The following is a 24,795-nucleotide window of genomic DNA, read 5'->3' as shown; positions in this document are numbered from 1 at the left end:
GCAGCGACAGAGCGATACCACGCACCAGAACGCAAAACGGGCGCCCGAAGCGCCCGTTCTGCTGTCTGCGATTGCTGCAGCGGCCTCAGCCGCCCAGCTTGCCCTTCAACGCGGTAATGACCGCCACCGGCGCTGCCGCGGTGGCCGGCATGCCGCGCGGATCCACCGCCGACACATAGCTGCCGGCTTCGACCTTCACCACGCGTACCAGGAAGCTGGAGCCTTCATAGCTGACGTCGTAGGAACCGAGCATCTGCGCCTTGCTGGCGATGGTCAGGCCGGGAATGTCGGCCAGCGCCGCGCCGACCTTGGCGAACACCTCGTCGCGCTCACCCGGCGTGGTGAAACCGCTGTTGGCGCTGGCGGACGGCGGCGTCGCGGTGTTCTGCTGCGTGCTCGATGCCAGCGTCGGCACCTTCATCGCACCGGAGGTGTCGGGCAGGTTCAGATCCGGCGGCACTTCCAGCGGACGGGCTTCCGGGGCCAGCGCGTAGTCACCGCGTGCGCCCTTGTGGAACCAGCTGCAACCGCTCGTGGCGGCGACGGTGGCGGTCGCCAGCAACGCGAGCGAGAGCACGCGGACGGGGGAAACGGAATGACGCATCGATAGATCTCCTGGGTCAGGCCGCGAGCATTTCGCGGCTGGAAAGCGCTTCCAACGCAACAGCGTCGGCGGCAAGGCGGTCGGCGGCAGGCTGGTGCGCCGCTGAAAGAGGCAGTAACGGCAAACGCAGGCCGTGCCCGATCCCGGCGCGCTGCAGCAGCGCCTTGACCGGGATGGGATTGGATTCGATCCCGCAGAAACTGTGGTACTCGCTCAGGCGTGCGTCCCACGTGGTGGCCGCCTCGCGCTGGCCATCGCGGGCCAGATCGCACAGCCGCCGGTACGCCGACGGCAACGCGTTGGACGCCACCGAAATCAGCCCGTCGGCACCGGACAGCATCGCCTGCGCGGCGCTGCCATCGTCACCGCTGAGCACCACGAAGGACTCGCTGCGCAGCGCCACCAGCGCGGCGACGCGCTCCGGCTCGCTGCGTGCTTCCTTGATGCCGACGATATTCGGATGGCCGACCAGCGCAGCAACCGTTTCCGGCAACAGATCGCATCCGGTGCGGCCGGGCACGTTGTACAGCACCACCGGCAGCCCGCCGTTGTCGGCAACCGCCTGGAAATGTGCCTGCAGGCCGGCCTGGGTCGGACGCACGTACGGCGGCGTCACCACCAGCGCGTACTGCGCACCCAACGCGGCGGCGCGGCGCGTCTGCGCAATGGTCTTGGCGGTGCCTGACAGACCGGTACCGGCCAGCACCGGCACGCGGCCGGCCACCTGCGCAACCGCGGCGCGCAACAAGGTGTCGTACTCCTCGTCGCTCAATGCCGCAGCCTCGCCGGTGGAACCGGCGACGACGATTCCCTGCACGCCGCCGTGCAGTTGCTGTTCCAGCAACCGCCGCCAGGCATCCAGGTCGAGTGCGCCGTCCGGACCGAAAGGGGTCGCCAGCGCGGTGATGATGCCGGAAAGGGACAAGATTCTGCTGCTCTTACGTGACAGGAAAGGCCCGCGCGCACGCGGGTTGTGGCCGCCTGCATGTTACTTGCGGCGCGAAACCACGGGCAAGTATGCTGGTCACCGCCAGGGCGCCTGCCCGGGCGGCCATTCAGCCTGATGCAATGCCGGAAGCCCCTTTGACCGACTCGACTCCCCGGCCTTCGCCGACCGAAAACCACCTCCTGATCAACGCCTACACGACGCATCCGGAGTCCCCCCTGTTGCCCGTCACCCGCCGCATCGCCGACAGCGGCTGCAATCTCGTGGACGCCCGCCTGGCCACGGTCGGGCGCGATGTCTCGGTCACCGCCCTGGCCACCGGCTCCTGGGATTCGGTCGCCAAGCTCGAAGCGATGCTGACCCGGCTCGAGCGCGAGGAAGGCCTGAAGCTGGTGTGGTACCGCACCGGCCCCAAGCAGACCCAGTCCAACTTGCTGCCCTACATCGTCGAAGTCATCGCCGCCGACAAGCCGGGCATCCTGTTCCAGCTGGCCGATTTCTTCGACCGCCAGGGCATCACCATCGAGAACCTGCAGAGCACGCGCTACCGCGCCATGCAGACCGGCGCGGAGATGTTCTCGGCGCAGGTGACGATCGGCGTGCCGGCCAATATGCACATCGCCGCGTTGCGCGATGATTTCCTGGAATTCTGTGATCACCTCAATCTCGACGCGATCATGGACCCGATGAAGTTCTAAGGCAGACGTTCCGATGGCCATTGCCCTTTCCGCACTGAAACAGATGTTCGAGCACATCCGCTCCGAGACCGACTGGAATCTCGACGGGCCGTTGCGCTGGGAATATTTCTTCGCCGACCCGGCGCAGCAACCGCTGCAACACCTCGCCGAGCAACTGACCCAGGACGGCTATCGGGTCATCGACATCTTCCTGGGCGAACGCGACGAGGACGATGGCGACGACGAAGAGTCCTACTTCCTGCACGTGGACAAGCTGGAACAGCACACCATCGAGTCGCTGAATCAGCGCAATGCGCAGTTCGATGCGCTTGCCAAACGTTTCCATGTGGCTGCTTATGATGGGATGGACGTCGGCCCGGCTTGACCGCGCCGTACGCCCCTCCACTTAGGGCTGAGCAACGATGACCGACGCTGTATTCGAACTACCCGCTGCAAGCTTCGACCTGCCACTGTCGCTGTCCGGCGGCACCAACACCACGCTGCGCGGCTACGCCGGCAAATGGGTGGTGCTGTACTTCTACCCGAAGGACAGCACGCCCGGCTGCACCACCGAAGGCCTGGATTTCAACGCGCTGCTGCCGCAGTTCACCCAGGCCGGCGCGGTCGTGCTGGGCGTCTCGCGCGACTCGGTGAAGTCGCACGACAATTTCTGCGCCAAGCAGGGATTTACCTTCCCGCTGGTCAGCGATGGCGACGAGGCCCTGTGCCGCGCCTTCGATGTGATCAAGGAAAAGAACATGTACGGCAAGCAGGTGCTCGGCATCGAGCGCAGCACCTTCCTGCTGTCGCCCGAAGGGGTGGTGGTGCAGGCCTGGCGCAAGGTCAAGGTCCCCGGCCACGCCGACGCCGTTCTGGCCGCGTTGAAGGCGCACGCCAGACAGTGACGCTCCCTGGTTTCCCGTGTCCTCCATCACCCTGCCCTGCAGGCGTGATGGTTCGCCCCTGCTCCATCACTTGGAAGACCCAATGACCCGAGGCAAGCGCATCTACGTGCTGGACACCAACGTGCTGATGCACGATCCCACCGCGCTGTTCAAATTCGAGGAACACGATGTATTCCTGCCGATGCAGGTGATCGAGGAACTCGACAACGCCAAGAAGGGCACGTCCGAAGTCAGCCGCAATGCGCGCCAGGTCAGCCGCTTCCTGGACGAACTGCTGGAGAACACGAATGCCGAGCAGATCCAGGCCGGCATTCTGCTCAGCCATCCGCAGGGTATCCAGCTCAAGGGCCAGGCCGCGATCGGCCGGCTGTATTTCCAGATCCACCCGATCGACCCGGGCCGCACCTTCGGCGCGATGATCCCGGACAACAAGATCCTGGCCTCGGTGCTGGCGCTGTGCGAGGAGCATCCGGATGTGCCGGTCATTCTGGTGTCCAAGGACATCAACCTGCGCATCAAGGCCTACATCAGCGGCCTGAACGCGGAGGACTACCAGAACGATCGCGCGCTGGACGATTTCAGCCTGCTGTTCACCGGCGCCATCGAGCTGCCGGAAAACTTCTGGGAAAAGCACAACCAGGACCTGCGCAGCTGGAACGAGCGTGGCCGCACCCATTACGAGATCGTGCTGGCCGAGGACGAAGACTGGTATCCGAACCAGTACCTGTACCTGCCGGGCGAGGATGAAGTGGAGCTGCGCGTGGCCAAGGTCGGCGGCGGCAAGGCCACTCTGTGCCTGGTCGACGATTTCCGCAGCGGCCAACATGCGGTCTGGGGCATCGTGGCGCGCAACCGCGAGCAGAACTTTGCGCTCAATGCCTTGATGGACCCGGAAATCGACTTCGTCACCCTGCTCGGCACCGCCGGTACCGGCAAGACCCTGCTCGCCCTGGCCGCCGGCCTGGCGCAGACGATGGATCAGCAGCGTTACCGCGAAATCATCATGACCCGCGCCACCGTCAGCGTCGGCGAAGACATCGGCTTCCTGCCCGGCACCGAGGAAGAAAAGATGACGCCTTGGATGGGCGCGCTGACCGACAACCTGGAAGTGCTCACCCACAACCAGGACGGCGGCGCCTGGGGGCGTGCGGCCACCAACGACCTGCTCGCCAGCCGCATCAAGATCCGCTCGATGAACTTCATGCGCGGGCGCACCTTCCTGTCGCGCTACCTGATCCTGGACGAGGCGCAGAACCTCACTCCCAAGCAGATGAAGACACTGATCACCCGTGCCGGCCCCGGCACCAAGATCGTGTGCCTGGGCAACGTCGAACAGATCGATACGCCCTACCTCACCGAAACCACCTCCGGCCTGACCTATGCGGTGGATCGCTTCAAGGCCTGGCCGCACAGCGCGCATATCACGCTGCGGCGCGGCGAGCGTTCGCGTCTGGCCGACTTCGCTTCGGAGGTGCTGTGATGCACAGGCTGCGCGGCGCGGCGGCGCTCGCCGTGATGGCACTGGCCGGCTGCGCGACCACGCCGCCGCCAGCGAGCGTGCCGACCAACCTCAAGAACGGGCAGTCCTGGGTCATCACCCGCCAGGGCATCGCCGAGCAGGTGCTGGACACCTGCTCGCGCGACAGCCCGGCGCGGCATCCGGGCCAGGTCACCGGCTACTGGACACCGAGCCAGCAGCAGATCGAACAGCTCGAATCCAGGCAGGACGCATTGACGCCGACCATCCCCGAGCCGCGCGATTTCGACCGCCAGTACGTGGGCGTGGTGATCCAGGGCCAGCAGTTGATCTACATCAACGCCTTCAAACTGCCGAACGATCCGCCGGTGAAGCCGGCCAAGGAAGCGATCCGGGTGTGCGATGGCGGCAGTGCCTTCTGGGGTGCGCTGTACGACCCGCAAACCGGCGCGTTCTCGCAGATCGCCGTCAACGGCACACCCTGACCGGCGATGGGAATCCTGCTGCCGCGCTGGGTCTGGATCGGCGCGGTGGCGTTGTCGGGCGTGGCCGGCATGGTCAACGTGGTCGGCTACCTGGGCTCCGAGCATCAGGTGGTGAGCCACCTCACCGGCACCACCAGCCTGCTCGGCGTGGCCCTGGTGCAGAACAGCGCGCCGGAGATCGGCTTTCTCTGGGGCATCCTGATCGCGTTCTGCGCAGGCGCCATGCTCAGCGGCCTGATCATCCAGGACGATGTCTTGCGGCTGGGACAGCGCTACGGCGCGGCGCTGCTGCTCGAAGCGTTGCTGTTGCTGGCTGCGATCCCGCTGTTCAAGCTGCACCATGTCGGCGGCGCACTGGTCGCCGCAGGCGCCTGCGGCCTGCAGAACGCCATGGCCACCACCCTCAGCGGGGCGGCGGTCCGCACTACCCATCTGAGCGGCATGTTCACCGACCTGGGCATCGGCCTGGGACATCTACTGCGCGGGCGCCCGCTGCAGGTGCGCCGGCTCACGCTGAGCGGGCTGATCATCGGCGGCTTTCTCGGCGGCAGCATGCTCGGCACCTGGCTGTTCCAGCGCTGGCACTACGACGCGCTCTACCTGCCGGCCGGCCTGACCGGAGTGACCGGTGCCGGCTACGTTGGCTACCTGCAGTGGCGTCGCTGGCGCACGCGCTGATCCGCACATCCGCCAGACAGCAGTGCAGAATCCCCCCATGACCACGTCCAGCACGCTGTCCGCCCTGACCATCGCCGGCTCCGATTCCGGCGGTGGTGCCGGCATCCAGGCCGACCTCAAGACCTTCGCCGCGCACCGCGTGCACGGCTTGTCGGCGATCGCCGCGTTGACCGCGCAGAACACCCGCGCCGTCACTGCCGTGCATATCCCGCCGGTCGCGTTTCTGCGAGCGCAGATCGATGCCTGCTTTGCGGACTTCGAGATCCAGGCGGTCAAACTCGGCATGCTCGCCAACGCCGAGGTCATCCATTGCGTGGCCGATCTGCTCGAAACGCATCGCCCACCGTTCGTGGTGCTCGACCCGGTGATGGTGTCCACCAGTGGCGCCCGCCTGCTCGAAGACGCCGCGCTAGAGGCCCTGCGCATGCGCCTGCTGCCGCTGGCCACGCTGATCACACCCAATACGCCCGAAGCCGAACTGCTGACCGGCCGCCGCATCGACGATGCCGATGCCGCCGAGCACGCCACCGCCGCCCTGCTCGAACTCGGCGCCAATGCGGTACTGCTCAAGGGCGGTCACCTGCACGAAGGCACGCGGGTGATCGACCGCTTCGATGACGGCGTCACCCAGGACGTGTTCATGCATCCGCGCCTGCAGGTCGATGCGCATGGCACCGGCTGCAGCCTGTCGGCGGCCATTGCCGCGCAGCTGTGCCAGGGCCTGTCCCTACTCAACGCCTGCGAAGCGGCCATCGACTACGTTGCGCGTGCCATCCGCCTCGGCCACAGCCCCGGTCACGGCGAGGTGCTGGTGCTGGACCATTTCGGTGCCGCGCCCAGCCCATGAGCGTGCAGGCCAGCACGCTTGTCGTGACCGCAGCGGATGGACATGCCTGGCAGGTGCTCCGCCACGCACCGGCGCGGCCGATCGCCGGCCTGCTGTGGCTGCCGGCACTGGGCGTTGCCGCCCGCCACTACCAGCCGTTCGCGCACGCCCTGGCGAGCGCCGGCATTGCGGTGTATCTGCACGAGTGGCGCGGCAACGGCAGCAGCACCCTGCGCCCCTCGCGCGAGCACGACTGGGGCTATCGCACGCTGCTTGCCGACGATATCCCCACCAGCCGCGCGCTGCTCGACCTGCATGACCCGCAGCTGCCGTGCGTGCTGGGCGGTCATAGCCTGGGCGGCCAACTGGCTTGCTGCCATGCCGCGCTGCAGCCGGCACGGATTGCGCAGCTGTGGCTGGTCGCCAGCGGCTCGCCGTACTGGCGCAATTTTCCGGTGCCGATGCGCTACGGCCTGCCGCTGATCTTCCGGCTGCTGCCATGGCTGGCACGCACGCAGGGCGTGTTGCACGGGCGAACGCTTGGTTTCGGCGGCACCGAGGCGCGCAGCCTGATCGCCGATTGGGCGCAGGTCGGTCGCAGCAATCGCTATCGTGCGGCAGGCACGTCGTGGGATCTCGAGCAGGCATTGGGCCAACTCGATCTGCCGATCAGCGCAGTGACCTTCGCACGCGACCACTTCGGCCCGCCCGGCGCCTTGCAGGCCTTGCTGCAGAAAATGCCGCAGGCACGTGCCGAACGTGTTGCCTTGGACGATGCGCAACTGGGCGCGCGCAGTGATCACTTCGCATGGATGAAGACGCCTGCCGCCGTGGCCGCTGCACTGCGCCGGCGTCTTGGCGATGAGGGTAGCGACAATCGAATGTCACAAAGGGATTGACGAGGACTCCAGGCATCCGCATAATTCCGCTCCTGACGACGCGCCCGTAGCTCAGTTGGATAGAGTACCTGGCTACGAACCAGGCGGTCGGGAGTTCGAATCTCTCCGGGCGCACCATCTTCAGAACAATAAGAGACAGCCTTCAACCGCTGTCTTTTTAGTTACAAGGGTCCGATCACACTGCGACGGATCTGCAAGTTAGAAATGCAAGTCAAAACAAGATAATGCGTCCGTAGCTCAGTTGGATAGAGTACCTGGCTACGAACCAGGCGGTCGGGAGTTCGAATCTCTCCGGGCGCACCAATCTTGAAGAAAACGACCAGCTTGCTGGTCTTTTTTTTTGCCTGTCGTTCGAGCGCATGGCGTGGCCACGCTGTTACCACGCAGCGAACGCGACGCAGCAACTGCCAAAGACCAGCACGCCCGCCGCAGGACATCGCGTCACTGCGGTCAGGCCATCGCGCCCAGCACATCATCGGTACGGGCAACCACCGCCACCGGCAGCAGCGAGGTCACCGGATGCCCGGCGTCGCGCCATGCATCCAGCCCACCCAGCAACGGCCGCACGTCGCCATATCCGCGCTCGCGCATCCGACCGGCCAACCACGCCGCCGACACCTCGTCCGGACACGCGCAATAAATCACCACACTGCGATCGCGCGGCACGCTGGCCAGGATCTGCGCGAGCTGACGCTCGTCGGCAAACACCGCGCCGGGAATCGTGTACGGCTGCAGATCGCGATGGCCCGGCGCACGGATATCCAATACCGTCGGCCGTAGCGCTTCGTCGCCATCCAGCAACGGCACCAGTTCGTCCACCGCAATACGCGCGTGCTCCAGCGAGCGCAGCAAGGCATGCCGCCGCCACCAACGCCAGCCGACATAGCAGGCCAGCAATACGGCCAACACGACAACGGCACCGGAGCCCAGATCCGACAGCAACGCGAGCACGTCCTGCACCTGATGCGCGAACAGCGCACCCAGGCTCAGCCCGACGAACGCCCACAGCGACGCACCCAGGGCGTCGTAGCGCAGGAACGCCGCCAGGCGCACCCGCATCGCACCAGCCATCGGCACCGAGACCATCGACAGACCGGGCACGAACTTGGCCACCGCCAATACCCGCACACCCCAGCGCGAGAAGAACCGCTCGGTCTTCTTCATGCAGGTATCGCGCGACAGCGACAGCCAGCACAGCGACTGCAGGGTGCGATTGCCGAAGCGGCGGCCGGCCAGATACCAGGCCAGGTCACCGAGCAGACTCGCCAGCACCGACACTGCCAACGCCAGCAATCCGGCCAGCCAGGCGTCGCTCCCACCCTGCAGCGCGTAGCCGGCACCGACCAGCACCAGGGTCGGCAGCGCCGGCACCGGCAGGCCCAGCGACAACGCCAGCACGTTGGCAAAGACCAGCGCCAATCCGTACTGTTCGATCAAGCCTTGCATGCGGCGACCCTGCGCGACGGCGAGGGCCCATTATCCGCCCTTCCTCACGCACGCGGCTGCCCGGCGGCGACGGAACGATACGTTTCGGCAAGCGACTGCAACCAGCCATCGAACAGTCCATCGCGGCGCAGTGCGCGCCGCCACCAGCCCAATGCCTCGCCCTCCTCGCCCGGCCGCCATGCCAGGTAGAAGGTTTCATCAGGTTTATGGGTTTCCACCTGCAGCTCGCGCAGCCGGCCGTCCTGCAGCGCGCCGCGCGCATACGGCTCGGGCAGAAAGCCGTAGCCGGCACCGGCCAGCTGCAGCTGCAGCTTGGCCTGCATGTCCGGCACGGTGAGCACATCGCGCGCGGAGAGCAGGCCGACCGTGCGTGGCAGCAGACGCCGCGCCGAATCCGCCACCGCGATCGCACGGTGTTCGGCCAGCTCGGCCGCGCCCAGCAGGCCGGCGCCCGCCAGCGGATGCGTGGAGGCCACCGCGAACACGAAGCCCAGCGTGCCGATCGCCTCGGCCACATAGCCGCCACCGCTCGGCCCCTCGCCCGCCGCCACGATCAGGTCCACGCGCCGATCCAGCAGTGCCTCCCAACTGCCGGACAAGGATTCGCTCACCGCGCGCAGGCGGGTGCTGTCGGCCACCGTGTAGAAGTCCAGGATCTGCGTCTGCAGCAAGGCCACCGGCAGGATCGCATCCAGCCCGATCGCGAAGTCCGACTCCCAGCCCGACGCCACCCGCCGGACCCGCACCTCCAGCTCCTGCGCGGCCCGCAGCAGCTGCCGCCCCTCGCGCAGCAGTTCGCGCCCGGCCTGGGTCGGTGTCGCCTTGGGGCCGACCCGCTCGAACAGCTGCACACCCAGATCGTCCTCCAGCTTGGAGACCGTGTAGGAAATCGTCGACGGCACCTTGAACAACACCTTGGACGCGGCCGTGAACGAGCCGCGGCGGTCGATCGCATCCAGGATCTGCAACGCTTCCAGGCTGATTTTCATTGTTCGATTTTTTCGATGATAGCGGCCAAATCTACTCGCTTTTTGGCGCCGGCGCGGAGGTAGAAACTAGCCATCAAGCCGCCGGGACACCGATTCATTCCCTGGCGACACCAACCCTTTCAAGGAGAAGCAGCATGTTGAATGTCCGCAAGAGCGAAACCCGTGGCCGCGCCGAACATAGCTGGCTGTCCTCGCGCCATACCTTCTCCTTCGCCAGTTACCACGACCCGCGCCACATGGGCATCGGCCCGCTGCGGGTGATCAACGAAGACAAGGTGATCCCGGGCGAAGGCTTCGGCACCCACGCCCACCGCGACATGGAGATCATTTCCTACGTGCTGGGCGGCGCGCTGGAGCACAAGGACAGCATGGGCACTGGCTCGGTGCTGCACTACGGCGACGTGCAGCGCATGAGCGCCGGCAGCGGCGTCAGCCACAGCGAGTTCAACCACTCCGCCAGCGAACCGGTGCACTTCCTGCAGATCTGGGTGATGCCCGAGCGCAGCGGCATCGAGCCCAGCTACGAGGAGAAGCATTTCGATGCCGACAGCAAGCGCAACCAGCTGCGCCTGATCGCCTCGCCCGGCGGCGAGCACGGCTCGCTGCGCCTGCATCAGGATGCGCGCCTGTATGCCTCGATCCTCGATGGTGAGGTGCGCCTGCAGCAGCCGCTGGCCGACGGCCGCATCGGCTACGTGCAGGTGGCGCGCGGCAGCCTGAGCGTCAATGGCCAGGCGCTGTCGGCCGGTGATGCGCTGCAGATCACCGACGAGCCGGAAATCGTGCTGGCCGATGCACGCGATGCGGAAGTGCTGGTGTTCGACCTGCCGAAGTAAGCGGCACCAGCGCAGCGCGCAGCGTGCCGCCGACAAGCCGGCACGCTGCGCACTGGAGATTTGCAGACATCAAAAAGCCCGCTTCCGGCGGGCTTTTTTGTGCTCAAGCAACGCTGATTGCAGGACACCTGCGATGACGCGGCCACGCTTGACGCGACGCATCGCCAACGCCGCGCAGCACTGCATCACTGCGCGAGATCACGCGGCCTGCGGCCTGGCAGGCCTGGCAAGCGACTTGCTCGGGGTCTCGCTGCGCACGACAGCCGCCGCTGCGGCGCCATCGCTATCACCATCACCATCGCCATTGACCAGAGCAAACAGCGCGTCGGCATCGGCTTCCAGCACACGTGCAGAGCGCGCCAGATCGTCGACCATCTGCGCCTGGTCACGCGCCTGCACCCCGATCGATTGCAGCGCGGTGTTGGCGGTGGAAATATCCCGCGCCTGCTCCTGACTGGCAGCGGCAATCTGCTCCACGGTGGCGGTAACCCGCAACACCGAACCGACCATGTCCTGCATCACCGCCCCGGCCTGCTCGGCCAGGCGCGAACCGTCGCCCACCTGGTCGGTCGCATTGTCGATCAAGCCACGAATTTCCTTTGCCGAGACACTGCAGCGCTGCGCCAGGCTACGCACCTCGGTCGCCACCACGGCAAATCCACGCCCCTGCTCGCCAGCGCGTGCCGCTTCCACGGCTGCATTCAAGGCCAGGATATTGGTCTGGAACGCGATGCCGTCGATCACCTCGATGATCTGGCCGATACGGTCGGTGGCCGCGCGAATGCCCGCCGTGGTCTTGACCATGTCGGCGATGACGGTGGCGCCGCGCCGCGCCACATCGGCCGATGCCTCGGCCATGCGCTGCGCCGAACCGGCGCTGTCGGAATTGCTGCGCACGGTTTCTGCCAGCTGATCGATGGTGGTCGAGGTCTGCGCCACGGCCGCCGACTGCGTGGACGAGCGGCTCACCAGTTCCTGGTTGCTGACCGAAATATGATGCGCCTCGCGCTGCACGTTCTGCGCAATGCTCATGGTCTGCTGCATCAATTGATGCATGCGCTCGGCCGAGCGCACCTGATCGGTGACATCGGTGGCGTACTTGACCACCTTGTACGGGCGCCCGGACACATCCAGGATCGGGTTATAGGACGCCTGGATCCACACCGGACTGCCGTCCTTGCGCAGGCGACGGTAGCGGCCCGCATCGAACTGCCCACGCGCCAGCTTCGCCCAGAAATGCCGATAGTCCTCGGAGGCGCCGTAGCTTGCGTCCACGAAGATACGGTGATGCTGGCCGATCGCCTCCTCGGCGGAGTACCCCAAAATGGCCAGGAAGTTGTCGTTGGCACTCAGCACGCGCCCTTGCAGATCGAATTCGATCACGCCCATCACCTTGTCGATGGCCTGGATGCGTCCATCGGCGTCGGCCGAATCGATCACCTGGCGGGTCACGTCGGTGGCGTACTTGACCACCTTGTACGGCCGCCCGTGCTCGTCGAGCACCGGGTTGTAGGACGCCTGGATCCACACTTCGCTGCCGTCCTTGTTGAGGCGCTTGTAGCGCCCCGCGTCGAACGCGCCGCGCCCGAGCTTGTCCCAGAACGCGCGATAGGCCGCGGACTGACGCGTTTGCGCGTCCACGAACATGCCATGGTGCTTGCCGCGGATCTCATCGAGCCGGTAGCCCATCACCGCAAGGAAATTCTCGTTGGCATCGAGCACCGTGCCATCCAGCGAAAACTCGATGACCGCCATGACCTTGTCGATCGCATCGATGCGGCCTTCGAAGTCGGCGGTCTGGCGCACCTGCGCGGTGATGTCGGTGGCGTACTTGATCACCCGGTAGGCCTTGCCCGCGCGATCCAGCAACGGGTTGTAGGAAGCGTTGATCCACACTTCGCGCCCGTTCTTGTCCAACCGGCAGAACCGCCCGGCATTGAAGTCGCCGCGACGCAGCGCCTGCCAGAACTGTCGATAGCTTTCGCTGTCGCGGTCGCTGGGGGTCACGAACATGTGGTGATGCTGACCGACGACTTCGTCCATCCGGTAGCCCATCAGCGACAGGAAGTTCTGGTTCGCGTGCAGGATGCGGCCATCCAGATCGAACTCGATCACCGCCATCACCCGGTCCACCGCATCGGCCTTGTGCTGCAGCCTACGGCTCAGTGAAGAAAACAGGCGTCCAAGCAGCGGCGGCAGGCGCATCGGGGTGAGATCCGAGAGAGGTGTCACAGCCTTAGCGACCCGTGCCCGGCTTACTTGAATCGCTGCCCGCGGCGCGTTCGTGGCAGTTCAGATGCTGCGGCCGGCACAGCCGCCGGCGTTGCGCCAGCAATGCCAATGCAGACCGTCACTGACCTGCCGGCACAAATGAAAACGCCCGCAAATCAGGGATTTGCGGGCGTCTAGAACACTGGCGGAGCGAGAGGGATTCGAACCCTCGATAGAGTTTTTGACCCTATACTCCCTTAGCAGGGGAGCCCCTTCAGCCGCTCGGGCATCGCTCCAGTTTTTACGTCCTGCCGCGGTGTCCGTTGCAGGCCGCGAAGAATACCGGGTAAGAGGGGCTAACGTAAACCCTTTATGACGATCAATTCGAAGAATCGTCGCCCTGATGCGCACCGGAAGCGACCGGCTCATCCCCACGCTGGATCCGCTGATAGATTTCTTCGCGGTGTACAGCAACATCTTTCGGTGCGGTGATGCCGATACGCACCTGATTACCCTTGACGCCGAGTACGGTCACAGTGACCGAGTCGCCGATCATCAAGGTTTCGCCTACCCGGCGAGTGAGGATCAACATTTTGCAAATCTCCTGGAACCGGTGGGTTTCCCACCAGCATCGGCGGCCGACTGACGAGGCGCGCCCTAGGTAAAGGGAATAGACCGGAAATGGTAGCGGGACACCCTGCCAACCAGCAAGGCATACCAGGACAAGTGTTCAGCCCAAGTGTTGCTTGACCCAGGAGGGCACGCCTTCCAGCGCGGTCGCAAGGGCGGGACCATCCTCGCCACCACCCTGGGCGAGATCCGGACGACCGCCGCCCTTGCCTCCGATCTGACTGGCGATATGGCCGAGGAGTTCCCCCGCCTTCACCTTGCCAGTTGGGCTGCCGTTCACGCCGGCCACAAGCGCAACCTTGCCGCCAGCAGCGCCTGCCAACACGATGACCGAATCGCCCAACTGCTGCTTGAGGCGATCCATCGCATCACGCAACGCCTTGGCATCGAAGCCTTCCAGACGCACGGCGACCACCTTGACGCCTGCCACATCGACCGCGCTGGAACCCAGGTCTGCAGTTGCGCCGGAGGCCAGCTTGGCCTTGAGCGACTCCAGCTCACGCTCGAGCCGCTTCTGACGTTCGGTGAGCGCGCGAACCTTGTCGACCACCTCGGTGGCATTGCCGCCGAGCAGGCTGGCTGCCTCGAGCAGACGTCGCTCTTCATCGACGACATGATCCAGCGCGCCCTGCCCGGTCACCGCCTCGATACGACGCACGCCCGAGGACACACCGCCTTCGGAGGTGATCTTGAACAAGCCGATGTCGCCGGTACGGGTGACATGGGTGCCACCGCAGAGCTCGGTGGAATAGCCGCCCATCTTCAGCACGCGCACGTTCTCGCCGTACTTTTCGCCGAACAGGGCCATCGCGCCGAAATCCAGTGCCTCCTGCATGGTCATGTTGTGCACTTCCACGCTGTGGTTGGTGCGCACTTCGGCGTTGACCTTGCGTTCGATCACGGCGAGCTCTTCGGGCGTGATCGGCTGGAAGTGCGAAAAGTCGAACCGCAAGCGGTCCGGTGCAACCAGCGAGCCCTTCTGCTGCACATGCGTGCCCAGCACCTCGCGCAGGGCCGCATGCAGCAGATGCGTGGCCGAGTGGTTGAGGATGGTCTTGCCGCGACGCTGCACGTCGATGCCGCCTGCCAGCACATCGCCCAATGCCAGCGCACCTTCGGTGATGCGCCCGACATGGCCATGGAATTGGCCGGCAAACTTCTGGGTGTCGGTGATCTCGATGGAGACATCGCTACCGCTCAGCTGGCCGCTATCGCCGACCTGGCCACCGGACTCGGCATAGAACGGCGTACGGTCGGTGAACACGATGACCTCGTCGCCGGCTTCCGCGCGTTCGACCGGGCGGCCCTGCTTGAGCAACGCCACGACCTTGAGCGCATCGGCGTCATAGGCCTCGTAGCCCAGAAATACCGTCGGCGACATGGTGGCGACCAGATCGGCTGGCAATGCGACGCCGCCACCGAACTTGCCGGCAGCACGCGCGGTCTCGCGCTGACGCTCCATGGCGAACTCGAAGCCCTCCATGTCCACGCGCAAGCCACGCTCGCGTGCGATGTCGGAGGTCAGATCGACCGGGAACCCGTAGGTATCGAAAAGGCGGAACGCATCGGCGCCGGGAATCACTTCCTGCGCGCGCGCGGCGACGTCGTCGAAGATCTTCATGCCGGCGTCCAGCGTCTCGGCAAAACGCTCTTCCTCGGCCAGCAGTGCGCGCGCGACGGTCTCCCGCGCGACCACCAGTTCGGGATAGGCCTCGCCCATCAGCTCGACCAGGGTCGGCACCATCTTGCTGAAGAACGGCTGGCGTACCCCCAGCATCCAGCCGTGGCGCAGCGCACGCCGGATGATCCGGCGCAGTACATAACCGCGGCCTTCATTGGACGGCAGCACACCGTCGACGATCAGGAACGAACAGGCGCGGATGTGATCGGCGATCACCCGCAGCGACTTGTTCTCCAGATCGGTGACGCCGGTCAGCGCGCTGGCCTTGCCGATCAAGGCCTGGAACAGATCGATCTCGTAGTTGGTATGCACGTGCTGCAGGATCGCAGCCAGGCGCTCCAGGCCCATGCCGGTGTCCACGCACGGCGCCGGCAGCGGCACCAGGGTGCCGTCAGGCTGGCGGTCGAACTGCATGAACACCAGGTTCCAGATCTCGATGAAGCGATCGCCATCTTCATCCGGGGAGCCCGGGGGGCCACCAGCGATGTGGTCGCCGTGGTCGAAGAAGATCTCGGTGCACGGGCCGCACGGGCCGGTATCGGCCATCTGCCAGAAGTTGTCCGACGCGTACGGCGCACCCTTGTTGTCGCCGATGCGCACGATGCGGCTTTCCGGAATGCCGATCATGTCGCGCCACAGCGCGAAAGCTTCTTCGTCGGTGTGGTAGACGGTGACCAGCAGCCGCTCGGCCGGCAGCTTCCAGACCTGGGTCAGCAGCTCCCAGGCCCAGCTGATAGCGTCCTTCTTGAAGTAGTCGCCGAACGACCAGTTGCCCAGCATCTCGAAAAAAGTGTGATGACGCGCGGTGTAGCCCACCGAATCCAGATCGTTGTGCTTGCCGCCGGCACGCAGGCAGCGCTGCACGTCGGCCGCGCGCACGTAGCTGCGCTTCTCCGCGCCGAGGAAGACATCCTTGAACTGGACCATGCCGGAGTTGGTGAACAGCAAGGTCGGGTCGTTGCCCGGCACCAGCGGCGCGGATGGCACGATGGTGTGGCCCTTCCCCTCGAAGAACGCGAGGAAGTCACTACGGATCTGGGAAGTGCTGAATTTGGCAGGTGCGTTCATGTGCTGGCATTGGGCGGGCGGCAGTCCCGGTCACCCAATGAGATGTGGGCGCAGATGAGCGGAACAACCTGAAACCACGAAGGGTAGCAGGCCTGACGCCCTCAGTCCTCAAGGTCGAAGCGCGTGGCGCTACGAATGCTGTTGCCATCGAAACCACGCCGGGCCAGCAGATCGGCGGCCTTGCGCCGTTGCGGCAGATCGGTGGGGCCCTGGTCGCCAAAGCGACGGCGGATCAGATCGCGCGCATTTTCGGTCCAGTCGCCCTCAAATGTCGCCATTGCGGCGCTGATGGCATCGCTGTCCAGACCATGGGTTCCCAGCTCTGCGCGGATATGCAGTGGGCCGTAGCCCGAGCCTGCACGATTGCGCACGACCGAGGCCGCAAAACGGGTGTCGTCCTGCCACCCCTCGTCAGCCAGGCGCTCCACGGCCGCTTGTGCAGCGTCCGGCTCGATACCGCGTGCCAGCAGCTTGCGGTTCAATTCCTTGCGCGAATGCTCGCGCCGCACCAGCAATCCCAGTGCGCGTTGGACCGGCGTCTGTTCCTTGAACCGGCGTCCCCGCTTTGGCGCGGGCTGTTGCTCGTCCATCGTGGGTGTCCCGAGTACCAAAACCACACAGCATCAATGCGCCGTCCATGGCGCCTGCCCTCCTGGCCTTCAATAGATCTACCGCGGGAAGCGACGGCACTGACTCCGCCGTCCCCGCGATAGAAAACCTGCCACAGCCGTCAGTGCTGCCGTTCTGCCATCAGGCGGACGCGGCCGGCAGGGGGAACCGGGGATGGCCCACGCGGACGTCCCGGTTCGCGCTGCCGCCGAGACACCGGCCTGATGACGGCTGGGCTCGCACTGCCTGGCTGCTGTTATTCCTTCTCGACATCGTCGCCGGCTTCGCGCGGCGCTTCGGCCGGCTGGAACTTCTCGCGCAGCTCGGCTTCCAGCCGCACCGCAACCTGCGGGTTGTCGCGCAGATAGCCACGCGCGTTGTCCTTGCCCTGCCCGATGCGTTCTTCGCCGTAGCTGTACCAGGCGCCGGCCTTCTCGACCAGCTTGGCTTCCACGCCCATGTCGATCAGCTCACCCTCGCGGCTGATGCCTTCGCCGTAGAGGATTTCGGTCACGACCTGCTTGAACGGAGGCGCCAGCTTGTTCTTGACCACCTTGATCTTGGTCTGGTTGCCGATGATTTCGTCGCCCTTCTTGATCGCGCCGATACGACGGATATCCAGACGGACCGATGCGTAGAACTTCAGCGCGTTGCCGCCAGTGGTCACTTCCGGGCTCTGGCCCGGCATCATCACGCCGATCTTGTGGCGCAACTGGTTGATGAAGACCACCAGCGTGTTGGAGCGCTTGATGTTGCCGGTCAGCTTGCGCAGCGCCTGGCTCATCAGGCGAGCCTGCAGACCCGGCAGCTGGTCACCCATTTCACCTTCGATTTCCGCCTTCGGGGTCAGCGCGGCGACCGAGTCGACCACCACGATGTCCACCGAACCGGAACGCACCAGCATGTCGGCGATTTCCAGCGCCTGTTCGCCGGTATCCGGCTGCGACAGCAGCAGGTCGTCGACATTGACGCCCAGCTTGGCGGCGTAGATCGGGTCCAGCGCATGCTCGGCGTCGATGAAGGCAGCGGTGCCACCCTTCTTCTGGCACTCGGCAATCGCCTGCAGGGTCAGGGTGGTCTTGCCCGACGATTCCGGACCGTAGATCTCCACCACGCGGCCCTTGGGCAGGCCGCCGATCCCCAGTGCGATGTCCAACATCAGCGAGCCGGTCGGAATCACTTCGACGGCCTCGATCACACGGTCGCCCATGCGCATCACCGAGCCCTTGCCGAATTGCTTCTCGATCTGGCTCAGTGCGGCGGAAAGGGCGCGCTTCTTGTTCTCATCCATCTGGGTGATCCTTGTCAGTGATTTCGGTGTAGGGCTAATGTAGCGGCGGTGTATCGCACAGGCTGAGACTGGCTGCGACACACTCAGATTAGGGAGGCGGCCATGGCGATGGCAGCGGGAAATCCTGCGGCACCGGCTCGGGATAACGCCAGTGAGGCCATCGGCGCAGTACTCAACGATTCGGCCTCAACAGCCCGCAGTACAGGCCCTCGATCGCGAAATCCTGATCCGGCAACACTTCGATCGGCGCGTAGTCCGGGTTGCGCGGCAGCAGGCGGATGCGGTCCTTGCCGATCTTCAACAGCTTGACCGTGATCTCCTCATCGATGCGCGCCACCACGATCTGCCCCGAACGCGCGTCGCGGGTGCGGTGCACCCCGATCAGGTCGCCGTTGAAGATGCCTTCATCGCGCATCGAGTCGCCCTGCACTTTGAGCAGATAGTCCGGCGACGGCGAAAAGAACACCCGGTCCAGCACCACGAAGTCGTCCGAGCCGATATCCGCGCCGATCGGCAGGCCTGCCGCCACGCGTCCCAGCACCGGCAGGCGCAGCACATCGTCGCGTACCGGCTCGTTTGCAGCGGCAGGCGGGGTGCGCGGCTGGGCGCCCTGCCCGGCCAGACGGATGCCGCGGGCCTGGCCGGGGACGCGACGGATCGCACCGGCCAGTTCCAATGCCTCCAGATGGTATTGCGCGCCGCGCACACCCTTGAAGCCGAAGGCGCGGGCGATCTCGGTCTGCGAGGGCGGTACGCCGTCGGCATCGATGCGCTCGGCGATCAAGGCCAGGATTGCTTGCTGGGTATCGGTCAGGTCCATGGTTAGTAGTATTACTACTAACTGACGCCTGCGCAATAGCCGCGCCGTGCGCCATGCACAGTCCGGCAATCGGGGGTCAGCATGTGCCGCGTCTAGCGGCGGCTGCGCCAGATGGAGAACAGGATCCAGACGCCGCAGATGGCTGCGCCGATGAAACCGCCGACGCCCAACGCGAGCAGCCAGCGGCTGGCACTGCCACCAACACTGTTCATGACGATCGACGAGCCGATCACCAGCGCGGCAGTCACGATCCCCATGGTGAGCCGGTTGGCCGCGCGATCGACCTGCTCGCCGAACTCGCGCAATGCACGCGTTTCGATCTGCAGTTGCAGCTTGCCGCGCCGTGCGGCCTGCAGCAGCCGTTTGAGGTCGCGTGGCAGATCGCCGATCAGGTCGATCGCGCCGGTCACGGTGCGACGGCTGCGCCGCAGCATTGCGCTGGGTGCATAACGCTGCAGCACCACGCGTTCGAGATATGGACGCGCCTCGGTGGCCATATCGAAATCCGGATCGAGCTGGCGCCCCATGCCTTCGAGCGTCAGAAACGCCTTGATCATCAGCGCCAGATCCGACGGCAGGGTCAGCCCGTGATCGCGCAGGATCGAGGTCACATCGCCCAGCATCGCGCCGATGCGCAGCTCCTTCAGCGGCACCCCGCGGTACTCGTCGACGAAGGCACCGATATCCTGCTGCAGCCGCGACTCATCGATCTCCAGGCTGGTACCGGCCCATTCCAGCAGTACGTCGATGACCGCTTCGGCGTCGTAGCTGACCATGCCATGCAGCAGTTGCGCGACCTGGAAGCGGCGCTGCTCGGAAACGCGCCCGACCATGCCGAAATCGATGACGGCGATGCGCCCGTCGCGCAGATAAAAAATGTTGCCCGGATGCGGGTCGGCGTGGAAACAGCCATCCTGCAGCACCATCTTCAGCACGATCCCGGCACCGGTGCGTGCGAGCGCCTTGCGGTCCAGGCCAGCCGCATCCACGGCGACCAGGTCCCGCCCCGGGATGCCGTCGATGAATTCCTGCACATTGAGCGATTCGCAGGTCCACTGCCAATAGACGGACGGCACCACCACCTGAGGGTCGTTGACGAAATTGGCTGCGATGCGCTCGGCATTGCGGCACTCGGCGGCGAAATCGAGTTCGCGCCGCAAGGAGACGGTGAATTGCTGCACCACTTCGGCGGGGCGATAACGCTTGAGATCGGGCGCACGCGTTTCCACGATTTCCGCCAGGCGCGCCAACAGACGCAGATCCGCATCGATGACATCGCCAATGCCGGGGCGGCGGATCTTCAGCACTACTGGTGTGCCATCGGCCAGCCAGGCGCGATGCGTCTGCGCCAGCGATGCCGCAGCCAGAGGCTGTTCGTCCAGGCGTGCGAACACGCTTTCCGGCTCCGCGCCCAGGGCTGCGACCAGTTGCGGGCGGATCTGTTCGAACGGCAGTGCAGGCACCGCGTTCTGCAGCTCGCTCAGCTCTTCGATCCACTCCGGCGGCAGCAGGTCCACGCGCGTGGCCAGCAACTGCCCCAGCTTGACGAAGGTCGGCCCAAGTTCCTCGAGCGCGCGCCGCACCCGCGTCGCGGCGGACATGCGCAGGCGGCCCTCGGCGTTATGCCAGTGCAGCAGCTTGCCGGCACGTTCGAGCACGTCGGCAAGCCCGATGCGCCGCACCACATCGCCGAATCCGTAACGAATCAGCACCGCGGCGATTTCCTGCAGCCGCCCAAGATCCCGAACGGTGCCGAGCGCTTCCCACATCAGCACACCGCCTGCGATTGCGCTGCGGCAACGGGCCGCATGGCGTTAACGTGCATCACTGCTTGTGTGCGCTCCTTGCAAACGCCTGTTGACCATGCACGACCACGCGCAACGCCTGTGGCTACATGATCGCTCGCGCGCAGGACGGCGCGGTGGCCGGTCGCCGCAGGCATCGGCTGCCGCGCGGCTGCGCGCCGATCATCCAGCAACGCCCGGACAGCGCCAGCAGATCGGCGCAGCAAGGACAACGACAACGCATGAGCAAAAAGCGGAAGCATCGGCACGCAGGTTGGAAACGGGACCTTGTTTGTAGCCGATCTGCACGTGCCTGTCGCGTCATGAATACCTGCGGGCTTAACCGAGGTTGCGCTTGCGCATGCATCTTGCTGCCTTGGCAATGCGGTGCTTGGGCCTTCGAAACCTAATACCGCAACCGCAAGGTGAGCCCATACGTGCGCGGCGCACTCAGAAATGCATTCCACGAACCCGCCTGTAGCGGCGCATCGATGACGATCTGGCGATAGGTTTCGTTGCCGAGATTTTCTGCCCACGCTTCCAGCATCCAGCGCTTGTCGTCGGCGCCGATGCCCACCCGTGCATTGAGCACCGTATAGCCCGGTTGCGCCTTCTGCGGATCCAGATCGGAGCCGGCGTTGTACTCGGAAACATACTTCGCGCCGACATTGAACCGGCCGGTCATGCGATTGCCGAGCGCGTGCTCGTAACTGACCGAAAGATTGGCCGACCAGCGTGGCGCAAAGCTCAGACGACTGCCCGGCAGCAGTGCCAGATCGGCGTCCGGCAGCGGATCGTCGCCATACGCGGTATCCGTGTAGCTGAGCCCGCCCTGCACCATCAGGCCGGGCGTGGCGCCCTGCCACAGCAGGTCGGTATCGATGCCGCGCGACACCACGCTGGGAATGGCGCGCACCACGAAGCTGGTCCCGAGGAAATTGTTGAGCTGAAAGTCGCTGAAGTCCTGATAGAACAGCGCGGCATTGAGCAGCAGGTTGCCACCGAGCCAGCTGGTCTTGGCGCCGAGCTCGTAACTGTCGACGAATTCGCCGGGAAACGCGGTGTCGTCCACCGCCAGGATCCCTTGCACGCCGCTGGACAAACCATCGGAGGACTGCACGCGATCCAGGTTGAAACCGCCGGCCTTGTAGCCGCGTGCGGCGGACACATAGGTCATCACCGCATCGCTCCAGCGGTACGCCAGCTTCGCCGTGCCCGACCATTCTCGCTCGGTGCGGCGTTGCTCGGTGCGACGGCCGGCATGGGCGACGTTGGCCCAGGGCAGACAGGTGAAACCGACCACTTGTGGTGCGCTTGTCGGCACCGCCGACGCAGGCACGCCGCGCGCGACCAGCGCGGCCCCGATACGCCGCAATGCGGCCGGATCGAGCTGACCGTTGGCCGCGAAGTAACTGGCGCACGCCGGGCTTCCATCGGGATTTTCGAAGCTCGACTGCAATGCCTTGTGCTCGTAGGTGTAGCGCAGCCCAACCACCACATCCAATGTATCGGTGGCATGCCAGGTGTTGTTGGTGAACAGCGCGGCACTGGTGCCATCCTGCCGAAAGCGATCCTGGCTACCCTGGCCGCGAAACAGCGTGCGGGCCGGCAAGCCGGTGGCATCCGCGAGAAAGCGCGTTGCATCCGCACGGGTGGCCAGCGCCGGATTGACCCGTGCAAGCAACACGCTGGACAGATACGGCTCATAGGCACTGCCGAAGCGATACGACTCGTTGCGATGCAGGGTTTCGTCGGCGTAGAACGCACCGACCATCCAGTCCAGACGCTCGCCAGATCCGGCCAGGCGCAGTTCCTGGCTGAAGGTCTTGAACCGGGTCAGCATCTCGTCCTCGCGCGGCGCGCGGTAGAGGATGTCGGCCGCACTGTAGTCGAAGTCCAGGCCGTTGATGGATGTCCAGTCGCGCAATGCGGTGATCGAGGTCAGCACCGCCTTGCCCAGCCACGGAGTGGCCCAATCCAGCTGCGCCGACACGCCCTTGTCCTGGATATCCTGCGCGGTGCTGCGATTGCTGTAGGCACGCCTGCCTTGCGGGTCTGCACGCGCAGTGGTGCCCTGCCCGCCTGGTGCCAGCGCATCGATCAGTGCTGCGGTCGGCCCACGTTCGGTGGTGACGGTGACGCAGCAGTTTTCTTGGCGGCGGGTGTAGTCGGCAGCCAGATTGATGTCCAGGTCGGCGCCGGGTTCCCATAACCATTGCACGCGCGCAGTGCGCAGGTTCTGGTCGCCATCGTCGCTGGCGGTGCGTGGGCCGGCCCCGGTGACCACCTGTTCGAAGCCGTCGCGACGCCGCCTGGCCGCATAGACGCGCAAGGCACTGGTGTCGCCCAGCGCATCGTTGAAGGCGCCGGCAATCCCGAGCGCACCATAGTTGCCCACGGTGATCTCGGCATCGGCACTGCGGGTAAAACTGGGCCGACGCGTCACCACGTTGATGACGCCGGCCGAGGTGTTCTTGCCGAACACGGTGCCTTGCGGCCCCTTCAACACCTCGATGCGCTCAAGCTCGCCGAGGTCGGCAAAGCCCACGCCGTTGCGTGCGCGCGCCACCCCATCGATGACCACACCGACCGAGGATTCGAGCCCGGCGTTGTCGCCCACGGTGCCAATGCCGCGGATGCGCGCGGTGGTCTGCGCAGCGCTCTGACTGCTGGTCACGATCAAACCGGGCACCAGCACCTGCAGTTCCTTGATGTCATGCACACCGCTGTCCTGCAGCAGTTGTTCGGGCAATACCGAGACCACCACCGGCACGTTCTGCAGCGATTCCTCGCGCTTTTGCGCAGTCACCTTCAGCGCCGCCAGCGTTGCCGGCTCGTTGCGCTGTTGCTGCGTGGCCGTTTGCGCATGCAGCGGCGATGCCTGTGCGGCCGCGAAAAGCGCCAGCGCAAGCCCGGTGCTGCGTTGCTGTTGCATGCGCATGCCTGTCCCCCGACAAAGAGCCCGCAATGCACTGCGGCGAGCGCCGCAGGTCGCGTGAAACCACACCTTAGCGAGTGAACGGGGTTGGACAACACCGCTGGCAGAAGCTGCGCAGCGCGCAGCGAACGCACTGCGGTGAAAGCTGCATTGCAGCCATGCAGGAACTGCACAATCGCTGGATGTCGAAGACAATCGCCGCGGCCAGCGTCGCACTGCGCGCAGCATAGGTGCGCGTGCGGCTTTCTTCCGGACGGAGACTAGAGCAGTGCGCTCAAGCCCTGCAGCGCGGCAACCACGGTCTGACGCCGCACTGCATCGCGATTGCCAGCGAACTGGAACAACTGCGCAGTGGCATAGCCGCCGCGCCGCTTCCAGCCGATCCATACCGTGCCGACCGGCTTGTCCTCACTGCCGCCACCCGGGCCGGCGATGCCGGTCACCGCCACAGCGATGCTCGCACCGGAATTGACCAGTGCGCCCGACACCATTTCGATCACCGTTTCGCGGCTGACCGCACCATGCACTTCCAGCGTCTGCGGCCGCACCCCCAGCAAGGCCTGCTTGGCCTCGTAGCTGTAAGCGGCCATGCCGCAATCGAACCAGTGCGAGGATCCCGCCACATCGGTGACCGCCTTGGCGATCCAGCCACCGGTACAGCTCTCGGCAGTGACCAGGCGCTCGCGCGCGGCAAGCAGCTGTTGACCGAGGCGTTCGGCCAGCTGCTGCAGTTCGGAATCGGCGGACATGGACATGGGCACGGCGAGTGAAGGAGCAACCGACGTTTTAGCCGAATTTGCCGCGTCTGTCTGCGCTGGCGCCCAATCCGCGCCAGCGACGACGTGGCCGAGGTTCAGTGGCGGTGTGCAGCCGATGGCAGCAGCCATCGGCTGTGCTGGCAGCAGAATCGCAAGGATATCGGCGGCCGGCGGACGTTCTCACGCCTGCACCACTGCTGCAGACACGCGTTCGGTCGCCAGCAAACAGAACGCCAC

General features: G+C 65.4%; 22 protein-coding genes and 3 tRNA genes. 11 read left to right on the top strand and 14 right to left on the bottom strand.

The window, feature by feature from the left end:
• Nucleotides 1-85: 85 nt before the first annotated feature.
• Complete coding sequence (locus ABQY64_RS09025; RefSeq protein WP_349780014.1) at nt 86-604, bottom strand: hypothetical protein; 519 nt, start codon at nt 602-604, stop codon at nt 86-88.
• A gap of 16 nt (nt 605-620) precedes the next feature.
• Nucleotides 621-1,529, bottom strand: coding sequence for a 4-hydroxy-tetrahydrodipicolinate synthase (dapA, locus tag ABQY64_RS09020; RefSeq protein WP_016905099.1), 909 nt, complete (start codon nt 1,527-1,529; stop codon nt 621-623).
• Between the two features lie 92 nt (nt 1,530-1,621).
• Here dapA and ABQY64_RS09015 point away from each other — a divergent pair, with 92 nt between their 5' ends.
• The 10 genes from ABQY64_RS09015 to ABQY64_RS08970 all read left to right on the top strand — a co-directional run bounded on the left by ABQY64_RS09015 (nt 1,622) and on the right by ABQY64_RS08970 (nt 7,800).
• The gene (locus ABQY64_RS09015) at nt 1,622-2,248 is read left to right on the top strand and encodes a glycine cleavage system protein R (protein ID WP_002813792.1); all 627 of its coding nucleotides are present in this window, start codon (nt 1,622-1,624) and stop codon (nt 2,246-2,248) included.
• 13 nt (nt 2,249-2,261) lie between these two features.
• Entirely contained in the window at nt 2,262-2,612 is a 351-nt protein-coding gene (locus ABQY64_RS09010) for a ribonuclease E inhibitor RraB (RefSeq protein ID WP_026064883.1), read from the top strand.
• Between the two features lie 37 nt (nt 2,613-2,649).
• Complete coding sequence (locus ABQY64_RS09005; protein WP_102581140.1) at nt 2,650-3,132, top strand: peroxiredoxin; 483 nt, start codon at nt 2,650-2,652, stop codon at nt 3,130-3,132.
• Nucleotides 3,133-3,214: 82 nt separating this feature from the next.
• On the top strand, nt 3,215-4,612 hold the full coding sequence (locus ABQY64_RS09000; protein ID WP_024939790.1) for a PhoH family protein: 1,398 nt from the start codon (nt 3,215-3,217) through the stop codon (nt 4,610-4,612).
• Nucleotides 4,612-5,094, top strand: coding sequence for a hypothetical protein (locus ABQY64_RS08995; RefSeq protein ID WP_126968813.1), 483 nt, complete (start codon nt 4,612-4,614; stop codon nt 5,092-5,094). The genes ABQY64_RS09000 and ABQY64_RS08995 overlap by 1 nt, the downstream gene beginning before the upstream one ends.
• Nucleotides 5,095-5,100: 6 nt before the next feature.
• Entirely contained in the window at nt 5,101-5,772 is a 672-nt protein-coding gene (locus ABQY64_RS08990) for a YoaK family protein (RefSeq protein ID WP_029219603.1), read from the top strand.
• Between the two features lie 37 nt (nt 5,773-5,809).
• Nucleotides 5,810-6,619 carry a bifunctional hydroxymethylpyrimidine kinase/phosphomethylpyrimidine kinase gene (gene thiD, locus ABQY64_RS08985; protein ID WP_047125512.1) on the top strand — a complete coding sequence of 270 codons (810 nt, stop codon included), beginning with the start codon at nt 5,810-5,812 and terminating at the stop codon, nt 6,617-6,619.
• Complete coding sequence (locus ABQY64_RS08980) at nt 6,616-7,497, top strand: alpha/beta fold hydrolase (protein WP_349780013.1); 882 nt, start codon at nt 6,616-6,618, stop codon at nt 7,495-7,497. Before thiD ends, ABQY64_RS08980 begins: the two co-directional genes overlap by 4 nt.
• Before the next feature lie 40 nt (nt 7,498-7,537).
• A tRNA-Arg gene (locus ABQY64_RS08975) sits at nt 7,538-7,614 on the top strand.
• A gap of 109 nt (nt 7,615-7,723) precedes the next feature.
• Nucleotides 7,724-7,800: transfer RNA gene (locus ABQY64_RS08970), tRNA-Arg, on the top strand.
• Between the two features lie 147 nt (nt 7,801-7,947).
• On the opposite strand, the gene ABQY64_RS08965 is transcribed toward ABQY64_RS08970, so the two are convergent.
• Complete coding sequence (locus tag ABQY64_RS08965) at nt 7,948-8,943, bottom strand: DedA family protein/thiosulfate sulfurtransferase GlpE (RefSeq protein WP_349780012.1); 996 nt, start codon at nt 8,941-8,943, stop codon at nt 7,948-7,950.
• A gap of 44 nt (nt 8,944-8,987) precedes the next feature.
• Nucleotides 8,988-9,932 carry a LysR substrate-binding domain-containing protein gene (locus ABQY64_RS08960; protein WP_349780011.1) on the bottom strand — a complete coding sequence of 315 codons (945 nt, stop codon included), beginning with the start codon at nt 9,930-9,932 and terminating at the stop codon, nt 8,988-8,990.
• A 134-nt stretch (nt 9,933-10,066) separates the two neighbouring features.
• Between ABQY64_RS08960 and ABQY64_RS08955 the strand changes: the two genes are divergently transcribed.
• The gene (locus ABQY64_RS08955; protein WP_349780010.1) at nt 10,067-10,768 is read left to right on the top strand and encodes a pirin family protein; all 702 of its coding nucleotides are present in this window, start codon (nt 10,067-10,069) and stop codon (nt 10,766-10,768) included.
• A 198-nt stretch (nt 10,769-10,966) separates the two neighbouring features.
• Here the strand turns inward: ABQY64_RS08955 and ABQY64_RS08950 are convergent, their stop codons facing one another.
• The 10 genes from ABQY64_RS08950 to ABQY64_RS08905 form a co-directional block, all read right to left on the bottom strand.
• Nucleotides 10,967-12,973: a PAS domain-containing protein gene (locus ABQY64_RS08950; RefSeq protein WP_374151362.1), complete on the bottom strand. Its 2,007-nt coding sequence runs from the start codon at nt 12,971-12,973 to the stop codon at nt 10,967-10,969.
• A 209-nt stretch (nt 12,974-13,182) separates the two neighbouring features.
• A tRNA-Ser gene (locus tag ABQY64_RS08945) sits at nt 13,183-13,275 on the bottom strand.
• A gap of 83 nt (nt 13,276-13,358) precedes the next feature.
• Nucleotides 13,359-13,571, bottom strand: a complete 213-nt coding sequence (gene csrA / locus ABQY64_RS08940) for a carbon storage regulator CsrA (protein WP_024939585.1) — start codon at nt 13,569-13,571, stop codon at nt 13,359-13,361.
• Between the two features lie 138 nt (nt 13,572-13,709).
• Entirely contained in the window at nt 13,710-16,358 is a 2,649-nt protein-coding gene (alaS, locus tag ABQY64_RS08935) for an alanine--tRNA ligase (RefSeq protein ID WP_349780009.1), read from the bottom strand.
• 101 nt (nt 16,359-16,459) lie between these two features.
• Nucleotides 16,460-16,948 (bottom strand): recombination regulator RecX, encoded by a 489-nt coding sequence (gene recX, locus ABQY64_RS08930; RefSeq protein ID WP_016904266.1) that lies wholly within the window; start codon nt 16,946-16,948, stop codon nt 16,460-16,462.
• A gap of 275 nt (nt 16,949-17,223) precedes the next feature.
• A complete protein-coding gene (recA, locus tag ABQY64_RS08925; RefSeq protein ID WP_016904265.1) occupies nt 17,224-18,258 on the bottom strand; it encodes a recombinase RecA in 1,035 nt (344 codons plus the stop codon).
• Nucleotides 18,259-18,430: 172 nt separating this feature from the next.
• Nucleotides 18,431-19,078 carry a transcriptional repressor LexA gene (gene lexA / locus ABQY64_RS08920; protein WP_212579423.1) on the bottom strand — a complete coding sequence of 216 codons (648 nt, stop codon included), beginning with the start codon at nt 19,076-19,078 and terminating at the stop codon, nt 18,431-18,433.
• A gap of 92 nt (nt 19,079-19,170) precedes the next feature.
• Nucleotides 19,171-20,847, bottom strand: a complete 1,677-nt coding sequence (gene ubiB, locus ABQY64_RS08915; protein ID WP_104644578.1) for a 2-polyprenylphenol 6-hydroxylase — start codon at nt 20,845-20,847, stop codon at nt 19,171-19,173.
• A gap of 421 nt (nt 20,848-21,268) precedes the next feature.
• Nucleotides 21,269-23,797 (bottom strand): TonB-dependent receptor, encoded by a 2,529-nt coding sequence (locus ABQY64_RS08910; protein WP_374151346.1) that lies wholly within the window; start codon nt 23,795-23,797, stop codon nt 21,269-21,271.
• Between the two features lie 263 nt (nt 23,798-24,060).
• Nucleotides 24,061-24,555 carry a CinA family protein gene (locus ABQY64_RS08905; RefSeq protein WP_349780007.1) on the bottom strand — a complete coding sequence of 165 codons (495 nt, stop codon included), beginning with the start codon at nt 24,553-24,555 and terminating at the stop codon, nt 24,061-24,063.
• Between the last annotated feature and the right edge of the window lie 240 nt (nt 24,556-24,795).

It is taken from the genome of Xanthomonas sp. WHRI 7065 (assembly GCF_040203115.2).
Lineage (GTDB): Bacteria > Pseudomonadota > Gammaproteobacteria > Xanthomonadales > Xanthomonadaceae > Xanthomonas > Xanthomonas arboricola.
Note: the sequence above shows the minus strand (reverse complement) of the source record. Positions and strands in the feature narration are given on the sequence as shown.